This window comes from Pseudomonas sp. 58 R 3, from assembly GCF_900006605.1.
GTDB classification, from domain to species: Bacteria; Pseudomonadota; Gammaproteobacteria; order Pseudomonadales; family Pseudomonadaceae; genus Aquipseudomonas; species Aquipseudomonas salomonii.
Genome location: NZ_CVTT01000065.1, coordinates 26,715 through 43,058 on the forward strand (window position 1 = coordinate 26,715; position 16,344 = coordinate 43,058).

The following is a 16,344-nucleotide window of genomic DNA, read 5'->3' on the forward strand; positions in this document are numbered from 1 at the left end:
CCCAGATGGCATTCGAACCCACCATTATAAAATGCGTGAACTCTCCTACCCTAGAGCTGACCAACGATCTCTCGGACTGACTGCGGATTTGCGCTATGACGTCTTGTGGGGTGCCGGCAAGCTCAACGAAATCTGAATCCATAGAGAACCCCAGCTCCTCCGCTAGACGCCAGGTTGGATTGCGGTCTTCCCACGAAATGTACTCGGCTTCGCTTACGCTTTCAGGGGGGCTCTGGCTCCCACTGCTCAAACACAAATTTCTTCGCCTCGGATTCAGTGGCAAAATTGGCACCGAAGAGATGGAAGGGCCAGCAGCCATCTTGCATGACACGATCTCGATTGTTGATGAGTCGTCAGGATCGTAACTGATTACAATCGGAGGAGCAGCTTGTCAGGGAAGCCCGACGGAAAAAGATGCTCACAATCCGACCTCGTCCTCATCGTTGTACCAAGGTTGAAATCTGCCCGTCCGTCCAGGTGCAATATAGGCTGCCCTTCAAGCGTCCGAGAGTAGCGATCTGACGCGTAGGGTGATATCACTGGAGTATCATCATTCTCTGTGACACCGCCGCACTGCATTGAAGGACTTCGCGATGCATCAAGTTATCAGCGCCGCTTACTACCGACCTGGATTCGCCAGGAGCGCTTGCGCATGGTTAATGATTGACGGCATTGGAATTGAGCAATGGCTGTCCACTCATCTCGAATGGTCAGACGTCGCAAGCCTTGGTCTTTCTCTGATCTGGCTTATCGACGAAGACGAAGACGCTCTTGCGAACCGTCGCATTATCCCGGCGGAGGATGGAAGCTCCACAATCGTGCCGTTGCTGGTCTGTAGCGATGACATGAATTTTGACTGTATCGTCTTGGTCGCAGAGCAGGTAATCGATGCTGACACGGTACACTAGCGGCGCTTCGGTCGAAGTATTTCGGACAAACTGGAAGTTGGAATCTCGACAAAATGGATCGCCGAGAGCGAGCCTGTAAGCTTTGCATTGAAGGACTTCCAAAACGCATTGGAGCAGTTCACTCAGTTGTCGAAGACGAAGCCAGACAACCATGGTGAACCTTTAAGCCCTCAATAGCCTAGCTTACGTTGCATCATTTTTATCGCTATCAGGCCCACTACCACGTTGAAATGTTGTGACCACGTAGCCCGAATTCACAGTGACCATACATGCTCCCAGAGGACACGCTGGAGCCGCCATCCTAGTAGAATTCGTCGAGCTGATTACCGCCCACTTTGAGATGTTCTATGAGCTCTGAATTAACTGAAGAAGAAATGCGTCGTGCCCTATTCGGTACGTCTCAGCCCGAAGAGCAGATATCTGCTCCTCCAGTAAATGAGCGTGTGGAAGAAGTTTTGCTCGCGAAACCCGTTGTCGCTCCAACAGCCAAGAAGAAGGTCGCGAAAGCATTCACGCCCAGGCTGAGGGTCACGTTACGTGTCGGAAACGACTTTGAGGGGAAGATGATCGAGTTGATTCACGAGGCCGATACGTTGAGCTCGTTGCTTGCTGAGCAGGAAGCTGTGAAAGCTGCAAGGAAGAAGTACAAGTACGTGGATGTGGTATCCGTTAAATCTATGTAGAAACCGCAATTGTGCCGATGAGTTGAAAGGTCGTGCGTCTAGGACGCTCCCTTATCTTGAACGAGCAAGTCCCTCTCGGCCCTGCTCTCTGCCTGCATCAACTCGGTGGAGTTGTCGACGAACAGCCCGTCACTTGAGGGTAAGTCTGGCAAACTTGCATTATTTTGTTTTTGGGCTCAAAGCCATGATCAATCATGCAGCGCTGCACTTCTGCAGTGCGCCCGATGCTTGCGACGTCCAGATTCGACCCAAGTGGCTTCGCATAGCCGCACGCATACATCACCGGCAAGGCTTCACTATCATTTGCTACCTGGACTGAGAAATGGAGTGATGCTCCCGCTTTACGCCATGAGACCTGCATACGTTCATCCCGACCTGAATTTGGTTTTATTGGATGGAAGGCTTCGTCCTCTACAAACGGCAACGCTTCGAGCTGCGACAAACTGAGCAGACGGCCCTGCCTTTCCTCGACGCAGGCAGGCATGTTCTTCATTATTTCACAGTATTCAAAGCCGTCTTTACGGGTAAAACCGAGACGTTGCATGCACTGAAAGTGAATTATCTCTTCGTTTATTGGGAAACGGTTTAGTGGCCCTGCCACAGGGTCACCACATTCTGCCATTGCGGCTTTAACGCCCTCGACGGAGGTAGAAGCGCGTTTCCATTGGGTGAAAGACGCTGGTGGCGGGCAGCCGGTGAGTAAAAGTACCGATGAGATCATGACTGGGATGGTAATGATCTGAGATTTGCTGAACATATTTTGTCCTTAATTTATGTCAGGCCACCCGAATGGTGTCCAACTCTTCGGGGCGAATAATTCCACCATATGACTCCCACGGTACCAGCCGCTACCTGGGCGGTCTCAGGTATGCCGGGTGTCAAAACTGGTGGTTGATCTAAGCGATGTCCGTTCTTGATGAAAGCTGACAAGAACTACTCATGGACAGGCATGACAACGCTCCAGTTGCCGTCCATCAACATCTACAGCCAATAGGATGTACGACCTAGGTTGATCATTCATCGACGTCTGACGCCCCTGAGAGCGGCTTAACCAATTCTGGGCCCTGATTACGAACGCTACCCACAGCCTTGCTCACCTTATACCAATGAAAATCGGTGGCAGGCCGGCAGTGTTTCATCGCGATTTCCCGCGCGCGTTCAGGGGAGGTATCTGAGGCGATCCATTCGCGGGCGTGCTCAGGGGCCAAAACCAGCGGTTTCCGATCATGGATATCTACCATCCCTTGATCACTGGCGGCGGTGATGATGACGAAGCCGTCGCGAGGGTCTGGCTCCAAGCCCTGGTGAACCTCAGCTAACCCAGCGAAGAACATCGGAGCCTGCTCCTTCAGGGATATGAAGTAAGGCTGCTTCTTCTTTGGATCAGCCGGATCGTTGACCCACTCAAACCACCCGTTTGCCGGTGCCAGTACACGACCGCTTGGCCAGAGCTGATTGAAAAACTTCCCAGTCATGACTGTTTCAACCCTGGCGTTTATCGGGTCAGGACGCTTTCCTTTCGCCCAAAATGGTGACCATCCCCATTTCACCTTATCTACGCTTAATTGGTCGTCCACTGGACGAATGATCTCCACACGGGTCGAGGGTGCGACGTTGTATCGCTCTACTGGCCAAAGATCGTAGCCGTTGATCACCAACTGCTCTGGCGCGAGCTCCTTCAGGTAGTGATCCATCGATTCGTAGATCGAGTAGCGTCCGCACATGCTGTCACCCGTCGAATAGTGATGCTTATGAGATTGACCACAAGTGAAGCAAATCGTTAACTGTATATACGTACAGTCTACCAATCTAAGGCTTGCATCATGAGCGTCACCATCCTCGGCCCTCTCGCTACTGGCGGTAAAAAGCTGCCCCTTTATTCGTCCAGGGTACCGGCGGGCTTCCCCTCCCCTGCGGCTGATCACATCGAAAAGCACATTTCCCTCGATGAGCTATTCGATATCCGCGCGCCGCACGTGTACTTGGTGAGGATTGACGGAGATAGCATGCAGGGTGCCGGAATTTATTCAGGGGATCTGGTGGTTGTTGATCGAAGCATCGATGCGGTCAGCGGCGATATAGTCATCGCAGCACTCAACTCCGAGCCCTTCTGCAAGCGTCTGCTTTTGCGCGAGAACGCCGTGATGCTGTTGTCAGAGAACTCAAAGTACCCGGCAAGGCATGTGATGGAGGGCGATGATCTGGTGATCTGGGGTGTAGTGAAATACAGCGTGCGCGATCATGACAACACGTGAGCCCGTCTTTGCCCTGATTGACTGCAACAGCTTCTACGCGAGCTGCGAACGAGTGTTCAGACCCGACCTGGCAAAGACACCTATCGTGGTGTTGTCCAACAACGACGGCTGTGTGATTGCGCGCAGCTACGACGCCAAACCCTTTGTGAAAATGGGCCAGCCGTACTTCCAGATCAAAGACCATCTACGCCGGCATGGAATCGTGGCCTTCAGCAGTAATTACGCTTTATACGGCGACATGAGCGAACGGGTCATGACGATCATCGAATCGATGGTGCCAGCGCTCGAGGTCTACAGCATCGATGAAGCGTTTGCCGATCTCACTGGCTTCCCAGGCGATCTATCTGCCTTTGGGCGGCATATGCGTTCCACTCTTTTCAAGCGCACAGGCATTCCTGTCGGTGTAGGCATCGCACGCACCAAGACACTGGCCAAGCTCGCCAACCATACCGCCAAGCGCCTGTTAGATATCACCGGTGGTGTGGTCGATCTCTGCGATCCGTTCAAACGCGACTGGACGCTGCGCAACACCGATGTCGGCGAAGTCTGGGGCATTGGCAAGCGCATGAAGGCCCACCTGGAAACGATGGGCATCAAGACCGCAATGGACTTGGCGAAAGCCGATCCAACGATGCTTCGCCAGAAATTCAGTGTGGTGATCGAGAAGACTGCTCGCGAGCTTGCCGGCACTTCATGTCTGGAACTGGGTGAAGCAGACCCACCCAAGCAAGAGATTTGCTGTAGCAGGATGTTCGGCACCCGACTCACGCAGATCCAGCCGATCAAGGAGGCCGTTGCTACCTACACCCAGCGTGCGGCAGAAAAGCTCAGAGCGCAAAACTCGCTGTGCAAGAAGATCCGCGTGAGTATCAGGACAGGCATGTTCAATCCCGAAGAAGCGAAGTACGCGAACGGCGCACTCGTCGAACTCCCCTACCCCACAAACGACGTTCGACTCATGACCAAGGCTGCGACTGAAGCCGTCAATCGCCTCTTCCGACCAGGCTTCAAGTACAGCAAGGCGGAGGTTCTGCTGATGGATCTACGACAGCCAGGGGAATTCACCGATGATCTGTTCGCGCAATCGCAGCCGGTGATGGCAGACAAGGTCATGAGCGTTCTGGATGAGATCAATGGACGTTGGGGAAAGGGAGTTTTACGAGTTGCGAGTGTTCCGGTGGCGCCAGGTTGGGCGATGCGTCGAGAGTTGATGAGTCAGAGCTACACGACAAAGGTGGATCAGTTGTGGACGGTCAAGGCTAAGTAACGAGCCGGCAAAAAGCTAAAGGCACTATAAATCAGCGGGGGTGTGAAAGACCGCTTACGGCCAAGAGCATACTTCAGCTATCTACTAGGCGATATAGCGCTTGAGCGTGGGAAGTCGCTAGCCCTGTACGCTGCAAGTTTCGACGACTTTGCGAGCTAGGGAGCGCCGTCGCGGCGATTACAAGGCTTCCGTACCTCTTTGCTTGCTCTATGCGGTGAGATATTAGGGCCCCATGATAGCCCAAGCCTCGTGCATCTTTTCGGGTGGCAGCCGTCCCGAGGTAGGCAACCCCATTGCTGGCCAGGTACATCAACGCTCCTGCAACTACATCTCCATCAGCTTTAAGGACGTAGATTTTGAGACGATCATCTGACAGTAGCCCTGCAAAAGAGGCCTGGCTCAACTGACGATGCTCTGGCTTGGTATGAAATCCGCTCGCATGCACAGCTGCGAACTGAGGAAGTGTGTGTGAGGTGGCCTCTTCGATCTCAAACAAGTGCTGGCTTAAGACCATGTCGTTGATAGCGCACCCAAGCTGCAGGTGCGTCCAACCCCTCAGGCGTTCTAATCGGGTCTCGCCCACAGAAGCTAAATGCTCCAGGGACGAGGGCTTTCCGATAAGAGGCGTCACGGTCGAATATTCTGCTGACCTTTTGAGCAAGCTCAAAATTGGCTGAGGGCTGCCATTGATGTCGCCGTAGATGCGATTGAACATTGGGCTAGGCGACGCCTTCACTTGAAAGCATGGAAATGCTCCGTTGAAAAACACGCGAGCACCGAAAGGATTTCCGCTTACCCGCGACAAGCTCTCAACGCGAGAGCACAAATACTCGGCTTCTGCGGCCTCGATTGCGTGGGCCATTCCAACATCCATGTGCGTAATCCCTCTAGAGTGATTCCAAGGAAGATAGCGATAAATTAGAAAATACGCACCTGCAAGAATACCTCCGCGTAGGTAGAATGTTTGCTAGCTCGCTTTAGAGCTCAATAATCGGAGCTTTTTCTCCGGTCACCATGGACACGAGTATTATCTCTATGCGTAATGCCCTGTCGGCGAGTACGAGCGCGGAAGATCGAGGTGGCGATGGCTTTTAGCCTGGCTGCGAGCTAGATTTGGAGCTTTCTACGATCAAGGAAGGGTATGAAAAAGCTCATCGCAGTAATTGGGATGTGTGTCGCACTTGGCGGTTGCGCTACGTCCCACTACACCGCAGGACGAGACTTTCCGTCGGCCAGTGTAGCGAGCATCACCAAAGGCAAAACGACGACTACTGAGTTGAAGTCGCTGTTTGGTGAGCCCTACGCCAAGAGCGCAGTCAGTGAGACTGACGAGAAGTGGATTTACACCTATGCCAATGGCTCAGCCCATGCACAGAGCTACCTGGTCACCATGAAGGTGACGACTACGGGTACTCAGAAAACGCTCGACGTACTAATTCGCAACGATGTGGTCATCAACTACACGTTCAGTGAAGGCCCCGCTCCGGGTACTACCACCGCAGCCAATTGAAGAGAATGTTTTGGATTGGCCCTACGCATTCAACACTGAGTGGAATACGGGGCCAGCGCATTGAAAGCCTCACACGTGGATAAGCTTCTTGCGGAAGCAGATTGAGAAACGGGAACTAATTATGTACGACATTCATGAGCACCGGCATCGTGTGGCCGTTTGGGGAGCTGGTCGTGCCTATTCTCGGCAAGGGCCTGGGCACACCATCGCAGTCGCGAGATATCTAATCGAGCGTTCTGGTTTGGGATCAATCAAAACAGCGGATCAATTGCCCCCTCCTGAGCTGATGGACGAATTCATGAATGGGCGGATCCAAGCTGTCATGGCAGCGTCCCAAGGCCTCACTTACACAAAGCGTCCGAAAGACGGGCCTAACACCACAGAGCCTTTAATCTGCAGCTACGGTCGTGCTCAAAAGCTTGTAAACATGTATTTGAAACTGAAAATCGTCTGCGCTGGACATCATGATCATCCGCACACGAAAGGTGTGCACCCACCGCTCGATGCAGTGTTATTGAAGGCCCTGGACTCAGCGGAGTCTATAGATCAAGAATGCGATCTCGAGGAATTTCATCGTAAGCTCAAAACCGCCAGGAAACTGGGCACCACTTGGACAACCTTTGATCGTGCGACCTACGACGCCTATATCGAAGCTATACGAGTATTTCAGGGGCGTCAGCCGCTCTGGGCTGTTGAGCGGCTTTGGAATCCTGAGAGAGATGCGATACCGGTCTAAATCCTTGCATGCTCGATCGCGCCTTGATGCATCAAAGGCGCCGCCAAGCAGCGAACTTCATTACCCATCGCTCACTAACACTCATAAAGTCAGGATCTTTTATTTGACTTTGCCGAAGGACGCACAAGCGTCAAATCTTCGTCCGAAAGCCCTTCCTTCAGATAGAGCTCAGGAATATCGGACTGAGTGAGATCCTCCATCATCAGCGCAGATGTGGCCTGTGCAAATGCTTTCGGGATTGAGTGGCCGAAGCCAATGCTGGAGTAGAACTGGGATGAGAATACCCGAGCAGCTTCATCGCCGATTTCACGATTCATACCGATGGCAGCATCTATCTTTTCAACGCTGCTTCGCGCTTGATTGAAAGAGAAACACGTATTGAAAAACACAAGTTTCACGCTGTCAGAACCGAAGGCTATTGCGCTGACGATCCCCTCCTTGGAAACATGCTTCGGCTTACCATGGTCATCCTGAAGAACCAATGCATCTGCCGAAGTGCCATGGCCGCTGAAATGCACAATGGTGGGGTGGAGTTCGTTTATAGCCTGAAGAATATCCATCGGCCTGACCGCCCAGCGCGTCTGAAAATTCACAGCATCCCGATACTCTGAAGCCCGGAGTTTTTCCCCGATTGATCGTGCCTCCTCATCCAGAGCTAGCTTGTTTGTTCCTGGATCCGAAGCCATGAAAAGTACGGTGATCTGTTCAGGTAATGCCTTCAGCAACTGAATCTGCAAGGCCGTGTCTGCGTGCAAATCTTCATGCCTAGCCAGGCCTGCACCCATCTCACGCATACGGCGCTCTCTGGCCTGCTCTGTACGGTTATGGTCGGCCTGCTGTTTCTTGAGATCGGCATCGCGCTTTTTCTTAGCCACGTCCTGCTTCTTCTGTTCGCGGGCCTCCTCTTGGCCAACCTTGCTCTGCGCGGCCACAAGCTTCTTATGCTCATCGGCAATCTTGCTATCAAGCTTTGCCATTTCGACCATGGCCCTGCTGTTATCAGAGGCATAACGATCCGCTTCTCGCAGCTTCATGTTGATTGTAGAAGAGCTAGTCGACCTGCCAGCGGCAGCCAAAGCGTCTTGCTTTTTCTTCAAAGCCGCAGCGGCTTTAAAGGAGAGTTTTCCCTTGTCAGCTTGCAGTTTTGCGATGTTTTGCTGACACGTGCTGACTTGCCTTCGATACATTTCAATGCTCATTCGCCGCTCCTTGACTAAAGCTTGATCATAGCAATCCCTGTACAGTGGCCTACTCGAATTTCTATACGGCTTTCATGAATTTTCAACGGACACGTAACGGCATGGACGAGACAATCAGCTATCTGAAAGAGCGTTTCAAAGAAGAACAGGTCGCTTCGATCATTTTGAAAACAAATGCGCAAAACTTCTGACTGCGGTATCGATTGTGATTGCGGCCTTGAGCGCGTTGTCAGGCCTGAAAAATGGCATCCTGTTCCAGGTGACATCTCCATTAGGCGTGATGATTTTCCTGTCATTCACCGGCGCTGCTATCTGTGTGGTTTGTTCATGGGGGCATGTGTTCAGTGCTTTACGCATTAGCGATTGCCCAAGCCTTCCCTCAAGTCGTCGTGCGGGCGAATACCTTTTGGCCGTCGACTCTGAGAAGCAAAAGCTCCACATCTACAACTGCTATGTCGACACCCTTGAAGAACTAAAAACGGCCATCGACGCCAAATCCAAGCCTTTGGAACTGGCTTACCAAGAGCTGGTCTTCGGTGCTGGATGCTTCATGCTACTCGCGATTCTAACAACCATCAGAGAGCTCACTGTATGACCGAAAAAGCAGTGCAAAATAACGAAAACAAAACTCCCCCCCCACCTCCTACCACGGAGTACCAGCGAAGATCCGAAGAGCCTGCCGTAAATCGGCAGACACCACCTTCCAAACGCTGATCTGCGAGCCAGTCCTGTTTAGGACTGGCATTGGTGCTATTCAGCAAACGGAATGCAGTTCAGCCGCGCAGCTCTAAACGCGCCATGAACCTTTGAACCTCGATATCCAGCTCATCAAAAAATTTCCCCAGCTCAGAAATTAGATGAGTGATGAAATCTTGATGAATATGCACGCGATGGCCTGGATCCCCCGACAAACCTTCTGTAGCTTGTACAAACCTATTGAGCCTGTCGTTGCTATCTGCAGATAAAACTCCTCCTGCATGCACCATTTTATTCCGTAGGCGATTCACTTCTTTCACGAATGACAAACCTGAAACCCCGCTAAGATCAAACCCCGCAACCTTCGTTAGGAACAGGCACGCTCGTTCAACGCCCTGTCCGCTCAAGTCCGTGAGCTTGAGAGGTGTGCCCATCGAAGTAGTTAGGGTTTCGCAAAGACCATTCAACTGATCCTCAACGAATACATAGATGGAAATAACGAGAGTCGATCGATGTATGTCGGGATATTTGAATTGATTGAGATGTAAATCCCAAGCGTAAGAATCGACGATATCTTCTTCGCTCGATTTCGGATACTTCTTCAGTATCCCTGCGATTTCTTCCTGAAGAATTTCATCCTCACGGCGCCATAGCTTTTCAGTCAGAAAGTGGAAGTCCGCAAGCTCCTGAAGTTCTCGCTGTGCTAAATCGCAGTAAAAACACAGCCCACTTTCAAAAAAATCCAATTTCATACCTCACCTTTTATTTTGACGTTTCAATGGCAGACATGGCATGGCTGCGAGATGGTTTAATGTAAAAGCAAGATTGATTGTTAGCGCCGCTCAACGCCCTCGCAAGCGGAGCGCGCAGGCCGGTACGGCAGAAGGCGTGAAGGATGGAAGCCCGCAGGGCCGAGACTCGGCGGTACGCCGAAGCTCGGGTCACGACAGCCTGCCCGCGCACAGCGGCTCGCCACCCAGTTAAGCTAGTCGGATCCTACGGCTTTATTCCGTACTGCTTCGGTCGTGGGTCGAACACAGCGTGTTAACCCACTGCCCTCCGACAATGCTGCTAGGAGCCCCTAACCTTTCACAAGTTCTCAGTGAAAGCCTCCCTGCCAAATCGCTTTTTTGAGCATTAGCTGAGTGCTTGGATGAATGGAGCACGAGAAGCGCAAGCAGCTAATACGCAAAAAACTGACAAAATTCTCAAACGTCGCAAGACGGAATGATCCCGCGACTCAACAAGCTCGGATACCCTCGCAAAAATAGAGTTTTTTAGTTGTTATTTTTGATCACAAATAGTAGCAGAGGGCCTAGCGGCCCCAACGGACGAGCTATTAAACAAAGCCGCAACCACCATACTTTTCCCCCGTTTCGATCTTAGAATCGTGAATCCAAAAACAGCCACGGCACGAGTAGGTAAAGCAAAACGCCTAAAACAAGGCCAAAACACACTAGCGTTCCAGCCTAGGAAGGCTGGGCCACCGAAGCTTTTTTTGTTCTCAAATAATAGATCTCTGTTTTTGAAAATCGATTTCAATGGTGGCCTTTTGAAATTTGTGTAAATTTATCCTCGTTCAGCTCTGAAACCGTACATCCGCACCAAAGGCCGGATGCAATGATCTCGGGAAAGCGTGTACCCCAAACATTCAGTAAGGAAACTATCGATGAAGCTGTGTAGTCTGCGGGTGAACAATTTCCAATCCTTTGGGCCTGAAGGGGAAGAGGTTACTTTTGAGGACGTGACCTATTTACTAGGCCCTAACGGGGCAGGCAAAACAGCAACGCTTCAAGGCCTCTGTCGGATGTTCGCATTTGAACCAAATCTGCGACGTATCCGCCGCTCTGATTTCCACGTCCCGGCATCTGAGGAAAATCCACCAGAGCAAAGGGAGCTTTCGCTCGAGGCCGATTTCAGCTTTCAAGAAACACAGGACGATGAGGACGCAGATACCGTTCCAGAGTTTTTCAATCAGATGGCCCTACGCACCTTCGACGATGTGCCACGAGTACGCTTTCGTTTAGAAGCGACGATGTACGAGGACGGTGAAATCGAAGAGCGTTTTCTGTTTGTGACAAAGACAGACGATGCAGGCAACCCTACATCCACCGCGTCAGTTCCGAAGAGACATCGAGACAAAATCCACCTTCATTACCTTCCCGCACGCCGCGATCCATCTGACCACGTGGCATATGGCGCCACTGCCCTTCTTGGTCGGTTACTGCGGGCAGCCAACTGGAATAACGATCGCGAAGCTGTAGCAGAACTGACGGAGCAAATTACCGAGTGCCTTACAAGCAATAAGTCTGTGCAAGCGTTGAGCGATAGCCTGAGCACAGCTTGGCAAAAATTGCACAGGGGCGATTTCTTTGCCTCCCCGCGATTGACGTTTCAAAACTCCGAAATAGAGGCTTTGCTTAGGCATTTATCTGTTTCGTTCAGCCCAGGTCATGGTGAAAACCAGGTGGATTTTGTACGCCTGAGCGATGGACAAAAGTCCATGCTGTATCTGTCTCTTGTGTTCTCAGCACTAGCGATCGGGAGGGAAGTCAGATCTGGCAAAAACACTTCATTTGACCCCCATAAACTCAAGCCACCAGCGTTCACGATCCTTGCGGTAGAAGAGCCTGAAAATAGCCTCTCACCTCATTACTTGGGTCGTATCGTTAACTCCCTGAAATCCTCTGTAGGTGTTGATGCTCAAGCGTTGATTGCAACGCAAGCGCCGTCGATGCTGCGTCGAGTAGAGCCGGAGCACATCCGTTACCTTCGACTTAACAGCAATCGACAAACCCAAGTCACGAAGATCTTACTGCCACCCAAACGCAGTGATGCTTACAAATTTGTGAGAGAGGCTGTTCAGGCGTTTCCGGAGGTGTATTTCGCAAGACTGGTCGTTTTGGGTGAGGGCGACAGCGAGGAAATCGTCCTGCCCAGGATCCTTCAGGCTAAGGGGGCTCCTGTTGACGAATTTGCAGTAGCCATCGCCCCCCTAGGGGGGCGGCACGTGAACCACTTCTGGAAACTCTTATCTGCAATCGGTACTCCCTACATCACCCTTCTCGATCTGGATACTGGACGCTATCAAGGTGGGTGGGGCCGCCTTTCATATGTTCGCGACCAATTGGCTGAGCACGCGGCTGGTCTCACGATACCAGTCGGTTGGGCTCGTCCCGCCTGGAATGACCCTGGTTTGTTGATACGGAAGCATCATTTCTATAGCACCGGGAATGGCGATCAATTCGATATTTTCACCGAGCTGGAACAACGTGATGTCTTCTATTCGGCTCCTTTAGATCTTGATTTCGCCATGCTAGTGGCCTTCCCTCAGGCATACAGAGCAGAAGCGATTCCAGCTAGCGCAAAAAACCACACGTCAGTGCTCGGCGAAAATCACTTCAATCCAGAGCAATATGATGAGGAAGAGCAGAGTTGGTTCGCTGCTTACCACAAGCTTTTCAAACTGAGCAGCAAACCAGCTGCACACCTAGATGCGCTCGGACGACTTACCGACGAGCAGCTCCTAGCCTCTCTTCCCAAAGCACTCGACCGGCTGGCCGACAGAGTGATTGCAAAGCTGGAGGAGTCGCCTGAATGATCAATCCAGATCGGTGGACTTCCTCCCCAGGAATTCGCCTGGAGAAAAGTGCTTGGGAGGTGATTCGGGAATGCGAAAGATCAGTCGTGCTGACTGCCGGGCCTGGCGCAGGTAAAACTGAAGTTCTCGCTCAACGTGCCGACTTTCTCCTGCGCACCAACAGCTGCCGATACCCTAAAAGGATTCTCGCCGTATCGTTCAAAACAGACGCGAGTCGGAACCTCAAGCAACGTATACATATGCGTTGCGGCATAGAACATGCTTCACGCTTCGATAGCGTGACTTTTCACGGCTTTGCAAAGCGAATCATAGATAGATTTAGGCCTGTATTGGTGGACGAATCGCTAGACCAAGATTACGTAATCGGGCACGAGTACATCGCCGGAAAACAAGTAACCTTCAAGCAGCTGTTACCTTTCGCCTTGAAAATTTTGAAGGGCAGTGAGGTTGCCCGCAATGCGATACGCGCAACCTATTCCCATGTGTTTCTCGATGAGTTTCAAGATTGCACTGGCGATCAATACGAACTCATCAAGCTGCTATTCCACGACACCTCTATTATTCTAACCGCCGTTGGTGATACCAAGCAGACGATCATGGGTTGGGCGGGAGCACTGGATGGAATATTCAAAACCTACGCTGACGATTTCTCTGCCCGCCCTCTTCGACTATTCCTGAACTTCCGCTCTCAACCTCGTTTGCTGCGCATGCAGAACGATGTGATCCGAGAGATTGAAGCTGCCGCTGTGATGCCTGACGATCTCGTGGATGGTGACGACGGTGACATACTCACCGGTCACTTCCGAAACTCAGCTGAAGAGGCTGAGGCTCTCGCAGAAATCATTCAGCATTGGATAGTTGAGGAGCGCATTCCACCTAGCGAAATCGCAATCCTGATGCCTCGCCAAATAGAGGAATATGCTGAAGCGTTGATGGAGCAACTTTCGCGAAAAAGCATACCGTTTCGCAATGATCACGAGCTACAAGACCTGCTTAAGGAACCTGCAGTAGGCCTCGTGGTTGACTACCTAAGCTGCCTATACGAGCCCGGGCAGTCAGAGGCATGGTCGAGGTTGATGTCGCAGCTTGCGCCGTTTGAAGACGACAACAGTAAAGGCAGCGCGCCCCAGATATTCGAAGAATTATTTCGGTCTCACAAAAAACAAGTCGTCGCCGACAGCAAGACCCACACTCCATATGTTTCCTGGTGGAAGCTCGTTTTGGAGCTGTTAAAGGGACTGAGCGCATCCGACTTAGCGGCCTTCTCGCCCGACTACCAATCGCGCCAACGTCTAACCGAGGTCGTACACGACGTCCGAGATCGTATCCGGGCCCTGCTTACCGAAGAGCCGAATCTGCTCAAGGTATTGGCGGGATTGTCCGATAGTGACTCTGTCAGACTCCTGACAATGCACAAGAGCAAAGGATTAGAGTTTCACTCTGTAATCCTCCTAGCAGTTGAAAAACAGGCCTTCTGGGGCAAGCTTGCAGAAGAGCGATGCGTTTTCTTCGTAGGCGTTTCTAGGGCGAAGCAGAGGCTCGTGCTGACTACCTCTGAGCTACGCCCTCGACCCAAAAGTTCAAAGAAGCGATGGGACGAGCGAAGAACTCAGCACGGCGAGTTCGTCAGCCACGTTGCTAGGCATCAAACCTGCTCGCTGCATGCGTGGAAAGGCTAAAACCCTTGGGGGGCTATACCGTAATGAATCAACCTAAAGTTTTGCAGGCGAGACTCTCACCTTTTCGTCATAGGCTAGGAGGCACCTAATGTTTTCACCGTTCAACATGGAAGATCTGGCAGCAGGAGCGGTCGAGGCATTCAAACTGCTCGGAGATGCTCGTGCAATTGCCGTTTTGGTATCAGGCGAATGCACAGCTGAGTTGATCAACACCGATTTCGGTGTCAATTATTGGCAGCTCATGGTGGCTCTTCCTATCCCCCTGTACTACGCCATGACAGATGTAGAACGCGAAGCTACCAGTAAAGCGATTTGTGACGTAGTGACCCCGTTCTACTCAACCCTTCATGACGAGGCCCTAAACGGCGTGACCATTGCCCCACGTATTGGGGAAGCCTCCGAAAATTGGCGAGAAGAAGCTATCCGATATGTGAAAGGTGAAGGTGTCACCAACCAGGGACGAGTGCGAAGCGACAATATTGCCTCGAGGGAACATCAGGGGCTTCTATTTCGCTCTCAGGCTGAGGTCACTCTGTTCACGGCAATGACACGTGCACAGCTCGCAGTCGCTCCGCTTCCAGTCTTCGTACGGATAGGCAAAGCCTACAATCGTCTCGAGCCCGATTTCGTAGTGGTGTTCAAAGGTCTGACTTTCATTATTGAGGTCGACGGAGATACCTATCATCGCGAATCACCTGCAGATGCTGATAAGCGCTTGGTTCCTTTGACGTGGGAGGGCGTAGAGGTTAGAAGGATACGAGCCTCCGAGCTATCCAGTGACAACGCCGCTAATGTCGTTGTTAAAGATCTGATAGATTTCATGACAAAAAGGAAAGCAGCCCGTTGACTCCACGTGCCGTGAAAGCCGGCAACCTAGCTTCTCGCGACCCAGCTGGTAGACTTTCATCTCAGTACCGCGAGCGCGCCTCGCGCTTGAAGCAACAGGGATGAAACTCACCCAGTAATGGATTCGAAATCTTGGCAAATCGACGCACGGCAAAAACACCAAAATCGTTCAAACGACCAGCCCCTTATGGTCGCCCAAAACTATGGTTCACCAAAGCTTTCGCTGCTCTGGCATCGCTTGGACTTTTCAGTCTGTTGATGACCACAGCCTACAATTTTTTGGTTGGAGACGTGACGCTATCGTTCGTTAAACCACATGGCCGCTATTACGACTTCGACCTAAGAAACGATAGTCCAGCAGATCAAATCGTTAAGCGTTTCAAAGTAGATTATCCACCGCAGAAGCCAATTGCCCATGCTACTCGCACAATTGTCGCAAAAGCTGTCGGCGCAGGAGGGTACGAGCTACCAGGTGGCAACAGTGGCTGGATTCCAGTGACTGAGTTCGACGAACTGAATGGAAGGATTTTACCTGCTGATAAAGTCACCCCGTTTATCATGCCTCCGACGAACAGCAAGAACTACCTACAGTTAGATGCGGCGGTGTTCGACATTACGTTCGAAACAGCGCCTGCAAACGTAACATTGAAAGTTATTGATGACATTTTGAAAGCCCTCAAGCTGCGCAACCAAGCCACACAGCAGAGGTATCTAGTCATGGATAACCTTTGGATACCCACCCGCGCTCTCAGTGTCGCCGAGGCAGTTAGGCTTGCGTGTAGGGACGATGACTCGCTATCAGACGAATTGTGTCCTGCTCATGGAGGTGGTTGATCGATTCTTGCCTGGGGGGGTGGCACACGAGCCTCACACCTACCGTTCGCTCTCTGAGCCGACCACCTTTGCAAGCCACTTATCCCGGTGACACTGGCTACTCGCTGCACTGCTCGAACACACCGTACTC

General features: G+C 51.8%; 16 protein-coding genes. 11 read left to right on the forward strand and 5 right to left on the reverse strand.

Annotated features, from left to right (window positions below; genetic code table 11):
* The first annotated feature begins 593 nt into the window (after positions 1–593).
* Together BFP92_RS32120 and BFP92_RS21210 are read left to right on the forward strand one after the other, a co-directional pair.
* Positions 594–908 carry a hypothetical protein gene (locus BFP92_RS32120; RefSeq protein WP_239694297.1) on the forward strand — a complete coding sequence of 105 codons (315 nt, stop codon included), beginning with the start codon at positions 594–596 and terminating at the stop codon, positions 906–908.
* Positions 909–1,255: 347 nt separating this feature from the next.
* Complete coding sequence (locus tag BFP92_RS21210; RefSeq protein ID WP_065930965.1) at positions 1,256–1,591, forward strand: hypothetical protein; 336 nt, start codon at positions 1,256–1,258, stop codon at positions 1,589–1,591.
* 97 nt (positions 1,592–1,688) lie between these two features.
* On the opposite strand, the gene BFP92_RS30655 is transcribed toward BFP92_RS21210, so the two are convergent.
* On the reverse strand, positions 1,689–2,348 hold the full coding sequence (locus BFP92_RS30655; protein ID WP_083221775.1) for a hypothetical protein: 660 nt from the start codon (positions 2,346–2,348) through the stop codon (positions 1,689–1,691).
* Positions 2,349–2,604: 256 nt separating this feature from the next.
* A complete protein-coding gene (locus tag BFP92_RS21220) occupies positions 2,605–3,315 on the reverse strand; it encodes an SOS response-associated peptidase family protein (RefSeq protein ID WP_065930967.1) in 711 nt (236 codons plus the stop codon).
* Between the two features lie 99 nt (positions 3,316–3,414).
* Here BFP92_RS21220 and umuD point away from each other — a divergent pair, with 99 nt between their 5' ends.
* Together umuD and umuC are read left to right on the forward strand one after the other, a co-directional pair.
* Positions 3,415–3,846 (forward strand): LexA family protein, encoded by a 432-nt coding sequence (gene umuD, locus BFP92_RS21225; RefSeq protein ID WP_065930968.1) that lies wholly within the window; start codon positions 3,415–3,417, stop codon positions 3,844–3,846.
* Complete coding sequence (umuC, locus tag BFP92_RS21230; RefSeq protein ID WP_065930969.1) at positions 3,833–5,113, forward strand: translesion error-prone DNA polymerase V subunit UmuC; 1,281 nt, start codon at positions 3,833–3,835, stop codon at positions 5,111–5,113. Before umuD ends, umuC begins: the two co-directional genes overlap by 14 nt.
* 73 nt (positions 5,114–5,186) lie before the next feature.
* Here the strand turns inward: umuC and BFP92_RS21235 are convergent, their stop codons facing one another.
* Positions 5,187–5,987 carry a GNAT family N-acetyltransferase gene (locus BFP92_RS21235; protein ID WP_065930970.1) on the reverse strand — a complete coding sequence of 267 codons (801 nt, stop codon included), beginning with the start codon at positions 5,985–5,987 and terminating at the stop codon, positions 5,187–5,189.
* A 267-nt stretch (positions 5,988–6,254) separates the two neighbouring features.
* Between BFP92_RS21235 and BFP92_RS21240 the strand changes: the two genes are divergently transcribed.
* Entirely contained in the window at positions 6,255–6,623 is a 369-nt protein-coding gene (locus BFP92_RS21240) for a hypothetical protein (protein WP_065930971.1), read from the forward strand.
* Positions 6,624–6,744: 121 nt separating this feature from the next.
* A complete protein-coding gene (locus BFP92_RS21245) occupies positions 6,745–7,359 on the forward strand; it encodes a hypothetical protein (protein ID WP_065931180.1) in 615 nt (204 codons plus the stop codon).
* Between the two features lie 89 nt (positions 7,360–7,448).
* On the opposite strand, the gene BFP92_RS32125 is transcribed toward BFP92_RS21245, so the two are convergent.
* Entirely contained in the window at positions 7,449–8,558 is a 1,110-nt protein-coding gene (locus BFP92_RS32125) for a CHAT domain-containing protein (RefSeq protein WP_065930972.1), read from the reverse strand.
* 205 nt (positions 8,559–8,763) lie between these two features.
* Between BFP92_RS32125 and BFP92_RS21255 the strand changes: the two genes are divergently transcribed.
* Positions 8,764–9,153 carry a hypothetical protein gene (locus BFP92_RS21255; RefSeq protein WP_239694298.1) on the forward strand — a complete coding sequence of 130 codons (390 nt, stop codon included), beginning with the start codon at positions 8,764–8,766 and terminating at the stop codon, positions 9,151–9,153.
* Between the two features lie 178 nt (positions 9,154–9,331).
* Here BFP92_RS21255 and BFP92_RS21260 read toward each other — a convergent pair whose 3' ends face one another.
* A complete protein-coding gene (locus BFP92_RS21260; RefSeq protein ID WP_065930973.1) occupies positions 9,332–10,006 on the reverse strand; it encodes a hypothetical protein in 675 nt (224 codons plus the stop codon).
* Positions 10,007–10,923: 917 nt separating this feature from the next.
* Between BFP92_RS21260 and BFP92_RS21265 the strand changes: the two genes are divergently transcribed.
* The 4 genes from BFP92_RS21265 to BFP92_RS21280 all read left to right on the forward strand — a co-directional run bounded on the left by BFP92_RS21265 (position 10,924) and on the right by BFP92_RS21280 (position 16,214).
* Positions 10,924–12,855: an ATP-dependent nuclease gene (locus tag BFP92_RS21265; RefSeq protein WP_065930974.1), complete on the forward strand. Its 1,932-nt coding sequence runs from the start codon at positions 10,924–10,926 to the stop codon at positions 12,853–12,855.
* Positions 12,852–14,534 (forward strand): ATP-dependent helicase, encoded by a 1,683-nt coding sequence (locus BFP92_RS21270; RefSeq protein WP_065930975.1) that lies wholly within the window; start codon positions 12,852–12,854, stop codon positions 14,532–14,534. Before BFP92_RS21265 ends, BFP92_RS21270 begins: the two co-directional genes overlap by 4 nt.
* 88 nt (positions 14,535–14,622) lie before the next feature.
* Entirely contained in the window at positions 14,623–15,381 is a 759-nt protein-coding gene (locus tag BFP92_RS21275; RefSeq protein ID WP_065930976.1) for a hypothetical protein, read from the forward strand.
* Between the two features lie 131 nt (positions 15,382–15,512).
* Positions 15,513–16,214 (forward strand): hypothetical protein, encoded by a 702-nt coding sequence (locus BFP92_RS21280; RefSeq protein ID WP_139114098.1) that lies wholly within the window; start codon positions 15,513–15,515, stop codon positions 16,212–16,214.
* Positions 16,215–16,344 lie beyond the last annotated feature (130 nt).